The organism is Labrys sp. (in: a-proteobacteria) (genome assembly GCF_047605565.1).
Lineage (GTDB): Bacteria > Pseudomonadota > Alphaproteobacteria > Rhizobiales > Labraceae > Labrys > Labrys neptuniae.
Window position 1 is genome coordinate 1 of record NZ_JASGFM010000014.1, and the last position, 16,375, is coordinate 16,375.

Annotated in this window: 16 protein-coding genes; 10 read left to right on the plus strand and 6 right to left on the minus strand. The window is 63.6% G+C overall.

All coding sequences use genetic code 11. The features are described 5' to 3' along the window. On the plus strand, positions 1-816 hold an 816-nt coding region (locus QM672_RS14345; RefSeq protein WP_415083307.1), incomplete at its 5' end, for an acetyl-CoA C-acyltransferase. A 117-nt stretch (positions 817-933) separates the two neighbouring features. On the opposite strand, the gene QM672_RS14350 is transcribed toward QM672_RS14345, so the two are convergent. The 5 genes from QM672_RS14350 to QM672_RS14370 all read right to left on the minus strand — a co-directional run bounded on the left by QM672_RS14350 (position 934) and on the right by QM672_RS14370 (position 4,244). Next, entirely contained in the window at positions 934-1,296 is a 363-nt protein-coding gene (locus QM672_RS14350) for a tRNA-binding protein (RefSeq protein ID WP_415083309.1), read from the minus strand. Further along, positions 1,293-2,033 carry a TetR/AcrR family transcriptional regulator gene (locus QM672_RS14355; RefSeq protein WP_311933524.1) on the minus strand — a complete coding sequence of 247 codons (741 nt, stop codon included), beginning with the start codon at positions 2,031-2,033 and terminating at the stop codon, positions 1,293-1,295. Before QM672_RS14355 ends, QM672_RS14350 begins: the two co-directional genes overlap by 4 nt. Before the next feature lie 166 nt (positions 2,034-2,199). Beyond that, complete coding sequence (proC, locus tag QM672_RS14360; RefSeq protein WP_415083312.1) at positions 2,200-3,027, minus strand: pyrroline-5-carboxylate reductase; 828 nt, start codon at positions 3,025-3,027, stop codon at positions 2,200-2,202. Positions 3,028-3,309: 282 nt separating this feature from the next. Next, positions 3,310-3,810: a YbjN domain-containing protein gene (locus QM672_RS14365; RefSeq protein ID WP_105861637.1), complete on the minus strand. Its 501-nt coding sequence runs from the start codon at positions 3,808-3,810 to the stop codon at positions 3,310-3,312. A 179-nt stretch (positions 3,811-3,989) separates the two neighbouring features. Then, positions 3,990-4,244 carry an accessory factor UbiK family protein gene (locus QM672_RS14370; protein WP_068288466.1) on the minus strand — a complete coding sequence of 85 codons (255 nt, stop codon included), beginning with the start codon at positions 4,242-4,244 and terminating at the stop codon, positions 3,990-3,992. Positions 4,245-4,440: 196 nt separating this feature from the next. Between QM672_RS14370 and lgt the strand changes: the two genes are divergently transcribed. Both lgt and QM672_RS14380 read left to right on the plus strand, forming a co-directional pair. Next, positions 4,441-5,301, plus strand: a complete 861-nt coding sequence (lgt, locus tag QM672_RS14375; protein WP_415083314.1) for a prolipoprotein diacylglyceryl transferase — start codon at positions 4,441-4,443, stop codon at positions 5,299-5,301. Then, positions 5,298-6,386 (plus strand): class I SAM-dependent methyltransferase, encoded by a 1,089-nt coding sequence (locus QM672_RS14380; protein WP_415083316.1) that lies wholly within the window; start codon positions 5,298-5,300, stop codon positions 6,384-6,386. The genes lgt and QM672_RS14380 overlap by 4 nt, the downstream gene beginning before the upstream one ends. Positions 6,387-6,476: 90 nt before the next feature. On the opposite strand, the gene QM672_RS14385 is transcribed toward QM672_RS14380, so the two are convergent. After that, positions 6,477-7,052 (minus strand): DUF992 domain-containing protein, encoded by a 576-nt coding sequence (locus tag QM672_RS14385; RefSeq protein WP_367624140.1) that lies wholly within the window; start codon positions 7,050-7,052, stop codon positions 6,477-6,479. A 178-nt stretch (positions 7,053-7,230) separates the two neighbouring features. Here QM672_RS14385 and pgeF point away from each other — a divergent pair, with 178 nt between their 5' ends. The 7 genes from pgeF (at position 7,231) to QM672_RS14420 (ending at position 16,354) form a co-directional block, all read left to right on the plus strand. Further along, positions 7,231-8,019, plus strand: coding sequence for a peptidoglycan editing factor PgeF (gene pgeF, locus QM672_RS14390; RefSeq protein ID WP_415083319.1), 789 nt, complete (start codon positions 7,231-7,233; stop codon positions 8,017-8,019). A gap of 127 nt (positions 8,020-8,146) precedes the next feature. Then, the gene (locus QM672_RS14395) at positions 8,147-9,295 is read left to right on the plus strand and encodes a M24 family metallopeptidase (RefSeq protein WP_415083321.1); all 1,149 of its coding nucleotides are present in this window, start codon (positions 8,147-8,149) and stop codon (positions 9,293-9,295) included. Positions 9,296-9,445: 150 nt separating this feature from the next. Next, positions 9,446-10,414: a ribose-phosphate pyrophosphokinase gene (locus QM672_RS14400; RefSeq protein WP_068288448.1), complete on the plus strand. Its 969-nt coding sequence runs from the start codon at positions 9,446-9,448 to the stop codon at positions 10,412-10,414. Between the two features lie 420 nt (positions 10,415-10,834). Next, a complete protein-coding gene (locus tag QM672_RS14405; RefSeq protein ID WP_311933539.1) occupies positions 10,835-12,430 on the plus strand; it encodes a peptide ABC transporter substrate-binding protein in 1,596 nt (531 codons plus the stop codon). Positions 12,431-12,552: 122 nt separating this feature from the next. Continuing rightward, a complete protein-coding gene (locus tag QM672_RS14410; RefSeq protein WP_415083324.1) occupies positions 12,553-13,476 on the plus strand; it encodes an ABC transporter permease subunit in 924 nt (307 codons plus the stop codon). Continuing rightward, the gene (locus tag QM672_RS14415; RefSeq protein ID WP_311933542.1) at positions 13,469-14,593 is read left to right on the plus strand and encodes an ABC transporter permease; all 1,125 of its coding nucleotides are present in this window, start codon (positions 13,469-13,471) and stop codon (positions 14,591-14,593) included. Before QM672_RS14410 ends, QM672_RS14415 begins: the two co-directional genes overlap by 8 nt. Positions 14,594-14,704: 111 nt before the next feature. Then, positions 14,705-16,354: an ABC transporter ATP-binding protein gene (locus QM672_RS14420; protein WP_367624144.1), complete on the plus strand. Its 1,650-nt coding sequence runs from the start codon at positions 14,705-14,707 to the stop codon at positions 16,352-16,354. Positions 16,355-16,375: the final 21 nt, after the last annotated feature.

The window sequence follows — 16,375 nt, forward strand, 5'->3', positions numbered from 1 at the left end:
TATCTGCTGGCCAAGGCACGCAGCGGCTACCGCATGGGCCATGACCGCCTTCTCGACCACATGATGCTCGACGGCCTGGAGGACGCCTATGAAGGCGGCCGCCCGATGGGCGATTTCGGCGAGGCGACGGCTGAGGCCTATCAGTTCAGCCGCGACGACCAGGACGCCTATGCCGTGGAGACCCTGACCCGCGCCCGCAAGGCGATCGAAACCGGTGCTTTCGCCGCCGAGATCGCACCGGTGGAGGTGCCGGGCAAAGGCGGATCCAGGTTGATTGCCGACGACGAGAACCCGCTCAAGGTTTCACCCGACAAGATCCCGCAGCTCAGGCCGGCCTTCCGCAAGGACGGCACCATCACCGCCGCCAGTTCCTCGGCCAATGCCGATGGCGCGGCCGCACTCGTCCTCACCCGCCGCTCCATTGCCGAGCGCGACGGCCTGCCCGTGCTCGCCGAGATCAAGGGCCATGCCACCCACAGCCAGGATCCGGCCTGGTTCACCACGGCGCCGATCCCGGCCATGCGAAAACTGCTCGAACGTACCGGCTGGCGCGTCGGCGATGTCGACCTGTTCGAAATCAACGAGGCCTTCGCCGCAGTCGCGATGGCGGCCCGCCACGACCTCGACATCCCGGCCGACCGTCTCAACATCCATGGCGGGGCCTGCGCTCTCGGCCATCCCATCGGTGCCACCGGGGCGCGCCTCATCGTTACCCTGCTGCACGCTTTGGCCCGCAACGACCTCAAGCGCGGCGTCGCCTCGCTGTGCATCGGCGGCGGCGAGGCAACCGCCATCGCGATCGAGAGAGTCGGATAAGCGGAGGCGGCTTGATGTTACTGCAGTGTCGACCTCCTGGTCGACATCGCCAAAAACCCCATTCAGGATGAAGAGTATGGCGACCGGGAGGTCGCCACTCCGCACTTTCCCCAGCTCTCAGAACAGTCGCGAGCCGTTCGGGGCACCGCGTTCGGGTGTCGCCAGCACGACAGCACCATCGGCGCCGGGAAAGCCCAGCGTCAGCACCTGCGACATGAACTTGCCGATCTGGCGCGGCGGGAAATTGACCACAGCCATCACCTGGCGCCCGACCAGCTCATTGGCCCTGTAGAGCACGGTGAGTTGAGCGGACGACGCCTTGATGCCGATCTCGTCGCCGAAGTCGATGCGCATGCGATAGGCCGGCTTGCGGGCCCCTTCCAGGGGCACCGCCTCCAGCACCGTGCCGATGCGAATATCGACCTTGAGGAAATCGTCGAAGCCGATCTCCGCCGCCGGCTGCCCGTTGCTGTTACTCACACCGCCTCCGCATCGTCTCGATCATCCCTGCCTCGCCGGCGCGACTCGGCGAAATCGTGAAAACGCTCGCGCAGCCTTTCGCGCATGCGGGCACGGCGCTCATGAGAACGTTCGGCGATGCGGCGGAACGGCGCGAAGATCTGGCAAAGATCGTCGGCCCGCTCCATCCAGCGTTCGCCCGAGCGAAGCTGCCGGTCGACTTCCTTCATCGTCGTGGCCAGGCCTTCGTCCTCGTCCTTCAGCCAGACCTTGACGATGCGAGCCCAAGCCAGCGCCAGTCCCTGCGCCCGCACGGCTCCCATCGGGCCATCGGCGTCGATATCGGCGGCCGTCAGCATCCATTGCATCGAATTGGTGACGACACGGTTCCAGGCCGCCATGGCGAGCGGATCGAGCGCGAAGGCCCTGGAAATATTGGCGATGGCAGTCTTGTGCGGCGAGAGCACGTCGATACGGCGCATCAGAATGTCGAACAGCCTCTCACGGGCCGGCTCTTCGGCCATGCCCGCATCGATGCCATCGAGCACCTTCTGGTCGACCTGGCGCGAATAGGCAGCGAGGATGGCCCCCTTGGAGGGGTAGAGGCCGCGCAATTGCGACAGAGACAGTCCCGCCTTGTCGGCAATGTCGGCCAGGCCGATCTCGCCCCAGGGATTGTCGGCGCATAGCGACAGCAAGGCCTCTACAGCGGCCTGACGCGGATCGACGGCATTATCGGCTTTCGGCTTGGCAACCATGGCTCGAACCTCGTTTTTCGGTGTGCCCCGTCCGATAAAGATAGGCCGATTGCGAACCGGATCAATGCGGCGCGTTGGCCGCAGGAGTTCGGTGTTGCCGTCTGGGGGACATGTCTTCAGACCTGGCTCTCGACATAAGAGGCCTTCGTGATCTGGAGACCAGCCCTCAGGACGCGAGTTCGCCCGCGCGCCGGCGAGCGGCCTCCACTGCCCGCTTCATCAATGCCGTCAGGCCGTTTTCAGCCATCAGCACTTCGAGCGCCGCCGCAGTGGTGCCGCCCGGGCTGGTGACGTTCTGCCGCAGCGTGGCGGCCTGCAGGTCGGACTGGTGCAGCAATTCGCCGGAACCCGCCACGGTGGCGCGCGCCAGCCGCATGGCGAGATCGGCCGGAAGGCCCGCCGCCGCTCCGGCCTCCGCCATGGCTTCGACGAGATGGAAGACATAGGCCGGCCCCGAGCCGGAAACCGCCGTCACCGCATCGATGTGGCTTTCATCCGCCACCCACTCCACGGCGCCGGTCGCCCGCAGCAAGGCGTCGGCCGCCCGTTCCTGATCGGCGGTCACGAAGGCATTCGGCACGGCAGCGGTGATACCGCGGCCGACGGCAGCCGGCGTGTTCGGCATGGCGCGCACGATGGCCGTGCCTGCCGGCAGCAATGCCGCGATGCTGGCAATGGTCTTGCCTGCCATGATGGAGACGGCCAGCGTATCCGATCCGAACAGGGGCGCGACCGAACCCATGGCGACGTCCATCATTTGCGGCTTGATCGCCAGGAGCACCACCGCCGGCGTGCCGAAGGACGCCAGCATCGGGTTGACCGCGACACCTTTTACGGTGAGGTCTCCGGCAATCTCCGGCGGCAAATGCGGATCGATCACCCCCACCTGGGCCGGATCTAGGCCGAGCTTCAGCCATCCTTCCAGCATGGCCCCGCCCATCTTGCCGGCGCCCAGCAGCAGCAGCTTGCCGCCAATGTCCAATGCTTCAGCCATGCGAAGAACTCCTGCAAATAAGAAGCCGGCTTCGGCAGCCGCCTATTTCGCAGCTGCAATGGGTCACCGGAAAAGGTTCGTCCTTGCGAGCGCAGCGAATCAATCCAGGAATGTCCGTGTAGACCCTATGAGGGCCGGATTGCTTCGCTGCGCTCGCAAGGACGCGGAAAGCCCCCGAATACTAGAGCAAAGCGCGTTTACACGTAACCGCTGCTTTTCTCTAACTCATTGTTTCGACGCGTCTTTGCGATTCTTGGTGATTCCAGGAAATCACAAAACGCTCTAGGCTTCGCCCACGGTTTCGAAAAGCACCGCTTCGAGCGCCTCCTTGGGGGTCTTGCCGGCCCAGATCACGAATTGGAAGGCCTGGAAATAACGTTCGCAGGTTTCCACCGCGATCTCGATCAGGGCTTCGCATTGGCGCGGCGTGGCCTCGGCGCCGCCGGCCAGGAACAGGGCATGGCGATACATGATGACCTGGTCGGCATTCCAGACGTCGAAATGGCCGACCCACAGCTGTTCGTTGACGAGCGCAATCGTCTGCAGGAGATCGGCGTGGCGGCGCTTGGGAATTTTGGCGTCGAAGGAGCAGGCCAGATGCAGCGACTCGATATCGTCCATCCAGGTGAAGGAGACGGCATAGTCGCAGCCATGCCCCTTCACGACGATGGAGATCTCGTCTTCGCCGAGTCTGTCGAAGGCCCAGTCATGAAGACTCGCCAGATGTTCGACGAGATCAACCGGATGACCGGCCCGCTCGCTCTGGAGCTCGATTACCGACATTGCAACTCCCGGCGCCTCCGAGGAGGCGCATTGGCGCTGCGAATACCGATCGATACGCAGCCTGTGTGGGGAGAGTTCAGGCATTCGGGCTGAATCGGCAAGGATTCGTTCCCGCCGTCCACAAGGAGGCCTCTCATTCTTCGCCGGTCTTATTGTCGCACGGCGAGACAATCTTGCGCTTAACGCGCGGCAAGCTTGGCTTCGAGTTCGGCGATACGGGCCGCCAGGCGTTCGTTTTCGTCGCGAGCCTTGATCGCCATCTCGCGCACGGCATCGAACTCATCGCGTCGAACATAGTCGAGATCGCGCATGATGCGTTCGGCCTGGCTGCGCACGACACTGTCGACTTCCCGGCGCACGCCCTGCGCGACGCCGGCGGCGTCGGTCATCAATTTGGCGAACTCGTCATAGATACGGCCGGATTGCTGTGGCATCACGAAACTCCTTTGCGGCGTCGATAGCACGGGCCAGACCTCGATAAAAGTGCGGCCCCGCTAGGGCGTGTCGTCAGTTATGGTTTCGAGCGAGATGAGGTCAAAATCGCTCCCGTCTAGCCCGAAACCATAACTGACGACACGCCCTAGAAGCTTCTGCCTTGACGCTGTCACCTCTAGTCACCAAAAGGCACCCATGCCTGAGCAATATTTCATCGTCCCCGCTTTCGATCCGGTGCTGATCCATATCGGCCCGCTCGCCATACGCTGGTATGCGCTGGCCTATATTTTCGGCCTGCTCGGCGGCTGGTGGTATGGACGCCGCCTGATCGGCAACGCCAGGCTCTGGCTCGTACAGCCCGGCACCAAACTGCAATTCGACGACCTCCTGATCTGGGTCACGCTCGGCGTGGTGATCGGCGGACGGCTCGGCATGCTGCTCTACGAACCCGATTACTATCTCGCCAATCCGATCGAGATCCTCAAGGTCTGGGAAGGCGGCATGGCCTTCCATGGCGGTTTCCTGGGGGCGGCACTTGCAGTGATCCTGTTTGCCTGGCTCAACAAGATCCCGGTCCTGTCCTATCTCGACATCGCCTCCTGCGTGGCGCCGATCGGCCTGTTTCTCGGCCGCATCGCCAATTTCATCAATGACGAACTATGGGGGCGCCCGGCCTGGGGGTCGTCCTGGGGCATGATCTCACCATCGAGCCCGTTCTCGATATTTCCGCAGGGTCCGACGCCGCGCTATCCGAGCCAGTTGATCGAGGCTGCCCTGGAGGGCCTCGCGCTGTTCGTGCTGTTTGCCATCATGACGCGCTTCGGTGCCTTGAAACGGCCGGGCCTGATCGCCGGCCTGTTCGGCATCGGCTACGCCGCTGCCCGCTCCTTCAGCGAACTCTACCGCGAGCCGGACGGCTGGTGGATCCAGGACGTGCTGACGGTCGGACAAGCCTATTCGCTGCCGATGGTCCTGGTCGGCCTTGGCCTGGTGGTGTATGCCCTGATGCACCGTCCCGAGGCGCCCAAGGCCTCCGACGCACCGAAATCGGCATGAGCGAAACCCCGCTCGCCCGCGAGATCAAGGACCTGATCCGCCAGGAAGGGCCGATCGACGTGGCGCGCTACATGACGCTCGCGCTCGGCCATCCCCGTCACGGCTACTACATCACGCGCGATCCGCTCGGTGCCGCCGGGGATTTCACCACCGCTCCCGAGATCAGCCAGATGTTCGGCGAGATCATCGGCCTGTGGGCGGCCCATCGCTGGATGATCCTCGGCTCGCCCGCCCGGATCAACCTGCTCGAACTCGGGCCCGGACGCGGCACGCTGATGGCGGACGCCTTGCGGGCGATCGGCAAGGTCGTGCCCACCTTCGCCGAGGCCATCGCACTCCATCTGGTCGAGACGAGTCCCGTCCTGCGCGAAGCCCAGGCCAAGACCTTGGAGAACAGCCTCGGGGGACGCCGCCCGACCTGGCACGACGACATCGCCAGCCTGCCGGAGGGGCCATCGATCATCATCGCCAACGAATTCTTCGATGCCCTGCCCGTGCACCAGTTGGTGCATCAGGGCGGGCGCTGGCATGAAAGATTGGTCGGCCTGGTCGATGACGAACTCGCCTTCGGGCTCGCCCCGGAGCCCGTACCGGCCAATCAGGCACCTCCCCTTTCCGATGGCGCGCTCGACGGCACCATCGTCGAATATCCGGAAGCCGGTTCACAGGTGATGGCGGCCCTCTCTGCGCGCCTTGGCCGCTTCGGCGGCGCCGCCCTGATCATCGATTACGGGCATCTCGAATTCGGCGTCGGCGACACGCTGCAGGCCATGGCCGGCCATGCCTTCGTCGATCCGCTGACCCGTCCCGGCGAGGCCGACCTCACCACCCATGTCTGCTTCGAGACGCTGGCCCGCATCGCCGCCGACCGGCATCTGGCGATCGACATCCTCACCACGCAGGCCCATTTTCTCAACGAACTCGGTATCCGCCCGATGGCTGCCAATCTCAGCCGCCATGCCACGCCGGAACAGGCAGAAGCGATCGCCAAGGCGCTCGAACGCCTGACCGACGACGCCCCGCGCGCCATGGGTTCGCTGTTCAAGGTGCTGGCCGTCTCGGCGCCGGGAACCGAGCGCAGCTGAGAAAGGCATGGTTCTTGCCATCACCGAGGCAGGCCCGGGTGATGGCAAGCTAGCGAGAGCTTCGCAATTTTCGCTCAGCTCCTCGAGGCCTCACACCTTGCAGCGGCAGCTCTTGCGATGCTTCTTCGCCTTGTAGTGATGGCGATGGGCCTTGTGGCGGGGACGGTAGGCCCGCTCGGTCTGGATGATCACCGGCGCTGCGACCGGGCGGATATGCAAGCTGCCGATGCCGGCCGACGCGTTGAGGCCGGTCTGCCCCTGCACCGAGATCGGCTGCAGCGTCACGCCGCCATTGCCGCCACCGAGCAGGACATTGGCCCCGACGCCGACCGCCGCGCTGGCCTCGGCCGACACGCCGGCATAGTTGCCGCCCAGGGGCGCGTGACGGTTGGACGGCTCGAAGACCGCCCAGACCATACGCCCGCCGAAGGTGAAGCCGACATCCACGCCGACCTTGGTGATGGTGCCGTCATAGAGTTCGCTGTAGCCGTTGAAGCCGGAGAACCGGCAGGACACCGGCTTGCGCGATCCCAGCACCACGCCGATGCCACCGCCGATGTCGCAGGTAAGCGTTCCCGTCCTGACGGCCGCCTCGGCCGAACCGGCCGCCGCAGGCGCCAGCAGGGCCGCCAAAGCAAATGCGGACAAGGTTTTCGTGATCTTCATGGGGCACCTATTCAACAAATCTTCTCCGGCCGCGGCCGGATGCCAGGGCACTTTGAACCAACGGCTTGAAAACGCAACGGTTCCCGCCGCGAAATCGCCGGTATCAGAATCCTGACTGGCCCGGCTTCCCGCCGGGCGCCGGTTTGACATCCCTCCACTTCCTCCCGATCCTGCCGCCATGACCGATTCGCCCGCCATCGCGCTCCAGCACGCCGCCCTCGACCTGCCCGGCATCCGCCACGGCTTCTTCACGCGCCAGGGAGGCGTGTCGGACGGCATCTATGCCTCGCTCAACGGTGGATCAGGCTCGGACGACGTTCCCGATCACGTCCGCGAGAACCGGGGCCGCATGGCCGACAGCCTCGGCGTGCCGCGCGATCGCTTCATCACCTGCTACCAGGTGCATTCCCCCAACGTCGTCACCGTCACCGCGCCCTGGACCCGCGAGCACGCGCCCAAGGTCGACGCCATGGTGACGCGCGAGCGCAACCTCGCCTTGGCTGTCGCCACCGCCGATTGCGGCCCCGTCCTGTTCGCAGACGCCAAGGCCGGCGTGATCGGCGCGGCTCATGCCGGCTGGAAGGGCGCCTTCACCGGTGTGCTCGAAACCACGCTCGACGCCATGGTCGGCCTCGGCGCCACACGCGGCAACATCGTCGCGGTGCTCGGTCCCATGATCTCGCGGGCGGCCTACGAGGTCGGGCCGGAGTTCAAGGCCCGATTCCTGGAGGCTGCTGCCGACAATGCCCGCTTCTTCGGCCCGAGCCCCAATGCGGGGCATGCCATGTTCGATCTGCCGGCCTATATCACCATGCGTCTCACCGCGGCCGGCATCGGCCACTTCGAGGACATGGCGCTGTGCACCTATCAGGACGAAGAGCGCTTCTTCTCCTACCGGCGGGTGACCCATCGCAAGGAGCCAGACTATGGCCGCCTGCTGCATGCGATCGCGCTGGCAGATCACTAGAGCAAAGCGCGTTCAGGCGTGAACGTTTGTTTGCTCTAACTCTTTGGTTTGACGCGTCTTTGCGATTCCTGGTGAATCGACCAAATCGCAAAACGCATCGGGAACGAGGTTCGAGGCAGGACCTGCCATGTTACATTTTTCGACCGATGAGTTCGCCACGCGCCTGAAGCGCCTGCAGGCGGAGATGGCCACGCAAAAACTCGATGCCATGCTGCTCTTTGCCCAGGAGAGCATGTACTGGCTGACCGGCTACGATACCTTCGGCTTCTGCTTCTTCCAGTCCCTGCTGGTGCGCGCCGACGGCACGATGGCGCTGCTCACACGCACGGCGGATCTGCGCCAGGCCCAGCACACCTCCAACCTCACCGACATCCGCATCTGGACCGATCGCAGGGATGCGACACCGGCCCAGCAACTCCTCGCCATGGTCCGCGATCTCGGCGTGACGGGCGGCCGCATCGGCGTGGAATTCGATTCCTACGGCCTCACCCATGCCAATGGCCGCAAGCTCGAGGCGGCTTTTGCCGGCGATTTCGAGCTGGTCGACGCTTCCGATGTCGTCGCCCATCTCAGGGCGGTCAAGTCGGCGGCAGAAATCGCCTATGTGCGCGAGGCCGCGCGCCTCTCGGACGCGGCCGATGCAGCCGGCATCGCCGCCGTGTTTCCCGGCGCCGACGAGGGCGACATCCTCGCGGCCCAGCACAATGCCATCTTCTCGGCCGGCGGCGACTATCCCGCCAACGAATTCATCATCGGCTCGGGGCGCGACGCCCTGCTCTGCCGTTACAAGAGCGGCCGCCGCAAGCTCGCCGAACGCGACCAGATCACGCTGGAATTCGCCGGCGTCTATCGCCACTACCACGCGGCGCTGATGCGCACGATCACGATTGGGGACGTCTCCCCCCGTCACAGCGAACTCTATACCGCCGCCCATGAGGCCCTTCTCGCCTGCGAGGCCGAGATCCGGCCAGGACGCACGGCCGGCGATGTCTTCGCCGCCCATGCCCGGGTGATGGATTCGCACGGGCTGGAGGAGCACCGGCTCGCCGCCTGCGGCTATTCGCTCGGCGCCAAGTTCACGCCGTCCTGGATGGACCGGCCGATGTTCTACGAGGGCAATGACTGGGTGTTGGAAGCGGGCATGGTGATGTTCGCCCACATGATCCTGATGGACTCCGACAGCGGCACCGCCATGTGCCTGGGGCGGACCAGCCTGACCACTGAGAACGGCAGCGAAGTGCTGAACGGGGCCGACGCCGGATTGCAGATGCGTTGACCCGGCTGGGCATCGGAACAGCGGCAAATCATCCCAATCTGCACGCATTCCAGCCATGCAAGTGTGAACTCCTTGTGACGCCCCCATTGTATGCGGGCCGGTCAGTTGCTAAGAGCCGGGTGCATTTTTCTCAAAGCGGGAGCCGGCTTCATGGCGGCAGGTGACAGGGGCCACGGTTCGGGCGAGATCAAGCTCGTCGCCGGCAATTCGAATCGTGCACTGGCCGAATCGATTGCGACCTATCTGAAGACCCCCCTGACGAAGTGCTCGGTGCGGCGGTTCGCGGACATGGAGATCTTCGTCGAGATCCAGGAAAATGTCCGCGGCGCGGATGTCTTCGTGATCCAGTCGACCTCCTTTCCCACCAACGACCATCTGATGGAGCTGTTGATCATCACCGATGCCCTGCGCCGCTCCTCGGCCCGGCGCATCACGGCGGTGATCCCCTATTTCGGCTATGCAAGGCAGGATCGCCGCGCTTCCGGCCGCACGCCGATCTCGGCCAAGCTGGTCGCCAACCTGATCACCCATGCCGGTGCCGACCGTGTGCTGACCCTCGACCTGCATGCCGGGCAGATCCAGGGCTTCTTCGACATTCCCACCGACAACCTGTTTGCCGCTCCGGTGATGGAGCGCGACATCAAGGCCCGCATGGAGCTCGACAAGCTCATGGTGGTCTCGCCCGACGTCGGCGGCGTGGTGCGCGCCCGTGCCCTCGCCAAGCGCATCGATGCGCCCCTGGCCATCGTCGACAAGCGCCGCGAGCGCGCCGGCGAGAGCGAGGTCATGAACGTGATCGGCGACGTCAAGGGCCGTACCTGCATCCTGATCGACGACATCATCGATTCCGGCGGCACGCTGGTGAATGCTGCCGAAGCCCTCTTGGAGCGCGGCGCCAAGGACGTGCTGGCCTATATCACCCACGGCGTGCTCTCAGGCGGCGCAGTGGCCCGTATCGCCTCCTCCAAGCTGCGCGAACTGGTAATCACGGACTCGATCATGCCGACCGAGGCGGTACGCGTGGCCCAGAACATCCGCGTCATCTCGATCGCGCCGCTGATCGGCGAGGCCATCGGCCGCACTGCCTCCGAAGAGAGTGTCTCCAGCCTGTTCAACTGAGCCAGCCCGTTCTCATCAGTTCGAATTGCCATCACGAAACCGCCGCGCGAATATGCCCATTCGCACGGCGGTTTCGTTTTGCCTGGCCCGACATGGCGTCACATCCTGCCCTGTCACACGCGGCCAGGTTGTGCACGGCTTATCCCCATAATTCAATCAGACCTTCATCCCATCAGTCTTCGCAATGCACAGGACATAAAGCGCGGTCGGTTATGGCGAATATTGCGTCGCATCCCGGCCACCCGCAATTTTCAGACGATCACTATACCCTTCGACATACTATCCCCCTGCACGCGGACCGAGCAGCTCTACCCTTCCTTTCCCCGTCGAAAATCGCGGGTTGCCGTAGCGAATGCGAAGGCCTTTACTGCCGGCCTTCAACCAATAGCCGGAACAACTGGCTTCAGAGGGGACATCAGGATGACAGCAGCCTTGAAAACGCGCTTGTTCGGCGCCCTGCTCGCCGTAGGCTTGCTCAGCGGCACGGCCTTGTCGGCTTCCGCCGAAACCGTGTTGAACAAAGGCCTGGGCGGCGAACCTCAATCGCTCGATCCCATCCACACCACCACCAATATCGAGCAGTTCATCATCGACGACCTCTACGAAGGTCTCACTGCCTATGACGGCGCCGGCAAGGTGGGTCCCGCCGTCGCCGAAAGCTGGACGGTTTCGCCGGACGGGCTGGTCTACACCTTCAAATTGAGGCCCAGCGCCAAGTGGTCCAACGGCGACCCGGTCACGGCCGAGGATTTCGTCTACAGCTTCCGGCGCAATCTCGATCCCAAGGAAGCCGCCGAATATGCCAGCCTGTCCTATCCGATCAAGAACGCACAGGCGATAAACACCGGCAAGGCAGCGATCGATACGCTCGGCGTCAAGGCCATCGATGCCGGTACGCTGGAAATCACCCTCGAAAGCCCCGTCCCCTTCTTCCCCGAACTCCTTGCTCATCAAAGCGTGGTGCCGGTGAACAAGGCCAATGTCGAGAAATATGGCCGCGATTTCGCCAAGGCGGGCAAGCTTGTGTCGAACGGCGCCTATACGGTCACCGAGCAGATACCCGGCGATCACCTCACCTTCGTCAAGAACCCCAATTACTGGGGCGCGGCAAATGTGAAGATCGATCGCGTCGTCGCCTATCCAAGCGAGGACCAGGCCGCCATCCAGCGCCGCTTCCTGGCCGGGGAACTCGACCTCGCCTATCAGTTCCAGGCCGATCAGCGCAAATTCCTGCAGGAGAAGGTCGGCGACGAGGTTCACGTCTCGCCATCGACGTCGAGCGAATATTACGCCTTCGACACTCGCAAGCCGCCCTTCGACGACATCCGGGTCCGACGGGCCTTCGCCATGGCGATCGACCGCGACTTCCTGGCCAATGACGTGCTGAACGGCGTCTATCAGCCGCTCTATAGCTGGATCCCGGAGGGTATCGCCAACTACACGCCTGCCAAGGCCGACTTCGCCGACACGCCTCAGCTCGACCGCGAGGACAAGGCCAAGGAACTCTTGAAGGAAGCGGGCTACGGCCCGGGTGGCAAGCCGCTCAAGGTCGAGATCCGCTACAACACCAACGAGAACTGGAAGAAGGTCGCCACCGCGATCGCCGATATGTGGAAGGGCCTCGGCGCCGAGGTCACCATGCTCAATTCCGATCTCAAGTCGCACTATTCCTATCTGCAGCAAGGCAATAGTTTCGACGTCACGCGGGCAGGCTGGGTCGCCGACTATGCCGATCCCGAGAATTTCCTGACCCTGGGTGTCTCCACCAACAAGGTCTTCAACTACGGCCACTACAACAATCCCGAATTCGATGCCTTGATGGCCAAATCCTTCACCGAGCGGGACGTCGCCAAGCGCATGCAGATCCTGCATGACGCCGAAGCCATGCTGCTGCGTGATGCCTCGGTAACGCCCCTGCTGGTCTATAACGACCCCTGGCTGGTTTCCAAGAAGGTCAAGGGCTGGCACGACAACCTCGCCAACCACCACGGCACGCGTTTCCTCACCAAGGAATGAGCTGCTGCGTGTGTGATGGCAGGAGGCCATCCTCCTGTCTCTCATCCGCGGCTGGAGAAGCGTGCCTGCCTCGCAGATGACGGGCCTGAACGCTTCGCAGACAGCCAATCCGAGGCGATGTCATGCTTTCATTCGTGCTGAAGCGTCTGGCGAGCGCGATTCCGACCCTGTTCGTGATCGTCACGCTTTCTTTTTTCCTGATGCGCCAGGTACCGGGCGGGCCCTTCAATCTCGCCCGGCCGCTGCCGCCGCAGATCATGGACAACTTGAACCGCGTCTATCATCTCGATGACCCTGTATGGAAACAGTATCTAAATTATATCTGGAACGTATTGCGCGGCGATTTTGGCCCCAGTTACGTCTATCGCGACTATACGGTCTCTGAAATCATCCTCCAGAAACTGCCCTACTCCCTGCAGCTGGGCAGCATGGCCCTGCTCCTTGCTGTCGTCGGCGGCATTCTGATCGGAACGACCGCTGCGCTGCGCCAGAATTCGATCGTGGATGTCGCCGTGACCGCGATCGGCAATATCGGCATCACCATCCCCAATTTCGTCATCGGGCCGGTCCTCGCGCTCCTGTTCGGACAAACCCTGCATTGGCTGCCGACCGGCAGCTGGGGCGACGGTTCGTTTCGCTATCTGCTCCTGCCGATGATCACCCTGGCCCTGCCGGAACTGGCGACCTTTGCCCGCCTGATGCGTGGCTCCATGCTGGAGGCCCTGCATGCCGACCACATCCGCACGGCGAAGGCCTATGGCCTGCCCGCCAAGCTGACCATCGTCGCCCATGCCATGCGCGCCGGCATCCTGCCGATCGTCACCTATCTTGCTCCCGCCGCCGCCTCGCTGCTGACGGGCTCGGTCGTGGTCGAGAAGGTGTTCGGCATTCCCGGCGTCGGCAAGGATTTCGTCGAGGGTGCCCTCAACCGCGACTACACGCTGGTGATGGCGACCGTGGTGCTGGTTTCGGTCTTCATCATCATCTTCAACCTGATCGTCGACCTGCTCTATGCCTGGCTCGATCCGAGGGTGCGTCATGACTGAAACAAGCCTGGCACCCGCCACACTCCCGCGCAGCCGCAGCCTGCTCGAACTCGCCTGGCTGCGCCTGCGCCGCAACAAGGCCGCCATGGTCAGCCTGTTCGTGTTCGCGGCCATCGTGATCTTTTCCGTGCTGGGACCGTTCTTTTCCCCCCACGGCTACGACCAGGTCTATGGGTCCTACGTCAAGGTTCCCCCCAGCCTCTCGCCCTATCCCAAGCACGCGACGCTCGAGGAGGCCATGAAGCGCGCGGCTTCACAGGCCCGTCTGCAGGTCCAATCCTTCGAGACCTCGGGCACCCAGTTCACGGCCACATTGACGTCGAGCCGGGCGATCGATCCGCGCGCCACCCGCTATGTCGACCGCATCGACGAATTCCGCAACACCAAGGTCACCGATATCAGGGACGACGGCCGCACGGTCGTCATGCAGGGTGACATCAATGGCCAGTATTTCCTGCTCGGCACCGATGGCAATGGCCGCGATCTCATGACCCGTATCATGATTGGCGGCCAGGTCTCGCTGCTCGTCGGCCTGCTCGCCAGCCTGGTCAGCTTGGTCATCGGCGTCACCTACGGCGCCGTGTCGGGCTATATTGGCGGGCGTGCCGACAATCTGATGATGCGCTTCGTGGAGATCCTCTATTCGCTCCCGTTCATGTTCTTCGTCATCCTGCTGGTGGCTTCGTTCGGGCGCGATTTCTGGCTGATCTTCGTCGCCATCGGCGCCATCGAATGGCTCGACATGGCCCGCATCGTGCGGGGCCAGACCCTGTCCCTGAAACGGCGCGACTTCATCTCGGCAGCCCATGCCCTGGGGCTCAGCGAGGGGGCGGTGATCCGCCGCCACATCATTCCCAACACGCTGAGCCCGGTGCTGGTGTTCCTGACGGTGCGCATTCCCCGCATCATCCTGCTCGAAAGCTTCCTTTCCTTCCTCGGGCTCGGTGTACAGGCACCGCTCACCAGTTGGGGAGCGCTGATCAAGGAAGGCGCCGATTCCATGGAGGCGGCCCCCTACCTGCTGATCTGTCCGGCCATCTTCCTGGTCACCACCCTGTTCTGCCTCAATTTCATCGGCGACGGCCTGCGCGACGCCTTCGACCCCAAAGATCGCTAGAGCGTTTTTCTTTCAGACGGAGGCGCTTTGAACCGCAAAATACTACCGATATCAATACGTTAAAACGCGGGGACGGTTCGGCTTAGCCGCATTTTGCTTAAGGGAAGACCGATGCAACAGACACCTGTGGATCAGGCTACGAAAGACATCCTCCTCGACGTCAGCGGCCTGGAGGTCGACTTCAGCACCCCCGACGGTACGGTCAAGGCGGTCAAGGGCATCGACCTCAAGGTCAGCAGAGGCGAGACCGTCGCCATTGTGGGCGAATCCGGCTCGGGCAAGAGCCAGACCATGATGGCATTGATGGGCCTGCTGGCCGGCAACGGCCAGGTCCGGGGATCGGCCAAATATCGCGGCAGGGAATTGCTCGGCCTGCCGGCGAAGGAGCTCAACAAGGTACGCGGCGACAAGATCACCATGATCTTCCAGGAACCGATGACCTCGCTCGACCCGCTTTACAAGGTCGGGCGCCAGGTAGCCGAGCCGATCGTCCATCATCGCGGCGGCAGCTATAAGCAAGCCCGCAAGAAGGCAGTGGAGCTGTTCAAGCTCGTGGGCATTCCCCATCCCGAGCGGCGGGTGGATGCCTATCCCCATGAGATGTCGGGAGGCCAGCGCCAGCGTGTGATGATCGCCATGGCGCTCGCCAACGATCCCGATCTGTTGATCGCCGACGAGCCGACCACCGCCCTCGACGTCACGGTGCAGGCGCAGATCCTGTCCCTGCTCGCCGATCTCCGGCAGCGCCTGGGCATGTCCATCGTCTTCATCAGCCACGATCTCAACATCGTCCGGCGTTTTGCCGATCGCGTCTATGTCATGCGCCGTGGCGAAGTGGTGGAGACCGGCACCACGCAGGAGGTCTTCGACAATCCCCGGCATGACTACACCAAGATGCTGCTGGCGGCCGAACCGTCGGGCCACAAGGATCCGCCGCGTCCCGATGCTCCCGTGCTGCTCGAGGGCCGCAACATCCGCGTCACCTATCATCTCAGCGGCAGCCTGTTCGGCGGCCACAAGGCGATGGATCTGAAGGCGGTGGACGATGTTTCCGTGCGCCTGCAGCAGGGGCAGACCATCGGAATCGTGGGTGAATCGGGGTCGGGCAAGTCGACCCTGGGCCGCGCCCTGCTGCGGCTGAATACCGGCGAAGGCAACATCCGCTTCGACGGTCGGGACATCTCGCGGGCAAGCGTGCTCGAGATGCGTCCGCTGCGACGCGCCCTGCAATTGGTGTTCCAGGATCCCTACGGTTCGCTTTCCCCCCGCATGTCCGTGGGATCCATCATCACCGAGGGCCTGAGGGTGCATGAGCCGAATCTGTCGGCTGCCGATCGCGACATCAGAGCCATCCAGGCCTTGACCGAGGTTGGCCTCGATCCCACCGCCCGCAACCGCTATCCGCACGAATTCTCGGGCGGCCAGCGCCAGCGCATCGCCATTGCGCGCGCCATGATCCTAAAGCCCAAGGTGGTGGTGCTCGACGAGCCGACCTCGGCGCTCGACCGCTCGGTGCAAAAACAGATCGTCGAGCTGCTGCGCGAGCTGCAGGCCTCCCACAGCTTGTCCTATCTGTTCATCAGCCATGATCTGTCGGTGGTACGCGCGCTGTCCGACTATGTCGTCGTGATGAAGGAAGGGCGCATCGTCGAGGAGGGCCCCACCGCCCAGATCTTCGATGCACCGCGCGAAGCCTATACTCGCACGCTTATGGCGGCTGCACTCGGCAAGGAACGTGTGGAGGCAACAGGTACGGCCTGAGGACCTGTCGCCTGCGCGTCG

What these genes read in the sequence shown, in the direction of transcription:
- QM672_RS14355 (WP_311933524.1), bottom strand. Translation starts at nt 2,033, where the DNA reads ATGGTTGCCAAGCCGAAAGCCGATAATGCCGTCGATCCGCGTCAGGCC.
- proC (WP_415083312.1), bottom strand. Translation starts at nt 3,027, where the DNA reads ATGGCTGAAGCATTGGACATTGGCGGCAAGCTGCTGCTGCTGGGCGCC.
- QM672_RS14365 (WP_105861637.1), bottom strand. Translation starts at nt 3,810, where the DNA reads ATGTCGGTAATCGAGCTCCAGAGCGAGCGGGCCGGTCATCCGGTTGAT.
- QM672_RS14370 (WP_068288466.1), bottom strand. Translation starts at nt 4,244, where the DNA reads ATGCCACAGCAATCCGGCCGTATCTATGACGAGTTCGCCAAATTGATG.
- lgt (WP_415083314.1), top strand. Translation starts at nt 4,441, where the DNA reads ATGCCTGAGCAATATTTCATCGTCCCCGCTTTCGATCCGGTGCTGATC.
- QM672_RS14380 (WP_415083316.1), top strand. Translation starts at nt 5,298, where the DNA reads ATGAGCGAAACCCCGCTCGCCCGCGAGATCAAGGACCTGATCCGCCAG.
- QM672_RS14385 (WP_367624140.1), bottom strand. Translation starts at nt 7,052, where the DNA reads ATGAAGATCACGAAAACCTTGTCCGCATTTGCTTTGGCGGCCCTGCTG.
- pgeF (WP_415083319.1), top strand. Translation starts at nt 7,231, where the DNA reads ATGACCGATTCGCCCGCCATCGCGCTCCAGCACGCCGCCCTCGACCTG.
- QM672_RS14395 (WP_415083321.1), top strand. Translation starts at nt 8,147, where the DNA reads ATGTTACATTTTTCGACCGATGAGTTCGCCACGCGCCTGAAGCGCCTG.
- QM672_RS14400 (WP_068288448.1), top strand. Translation starts at nt 9,446, where the DNA reads ATGGCGGCAGGTGACAGGGGCCACGGTTCGGGCGAGATCAAGCTCGTC.
- QM672_RS14405 (WP_311933539.1), top strand. Translation starts at nt 10,835, where the DNA reads ATGACAGCAGCCTTGAAAACGCGCTTGTTCGGCGCCCTGCTCGCCGTA.
- QM672_RS14410 (WP_415083324.1), top strand. Translation starts at nt 12,553, where the DNA reads ATGCTTTCATTCGTGCTGAAGCGTCTGGCGAGCGCGATTCCGACCCTG.
- QM672_RS14415 (WP_311933542.1), top strand. Translation starts at nt 13,469, where the DNA reads ATGACTGAAACAAGCCTGGCACCCGCCACACTCCCGCGCAGCCGCAGC.
- QM672_RS14420 (WP_367624144.1), top strand. Translation starts at nt 14,705, where the DNA reads ATGCAACAGACACCTGTGGATCAGGCTACGAAAGACATCCTCCTCGAC.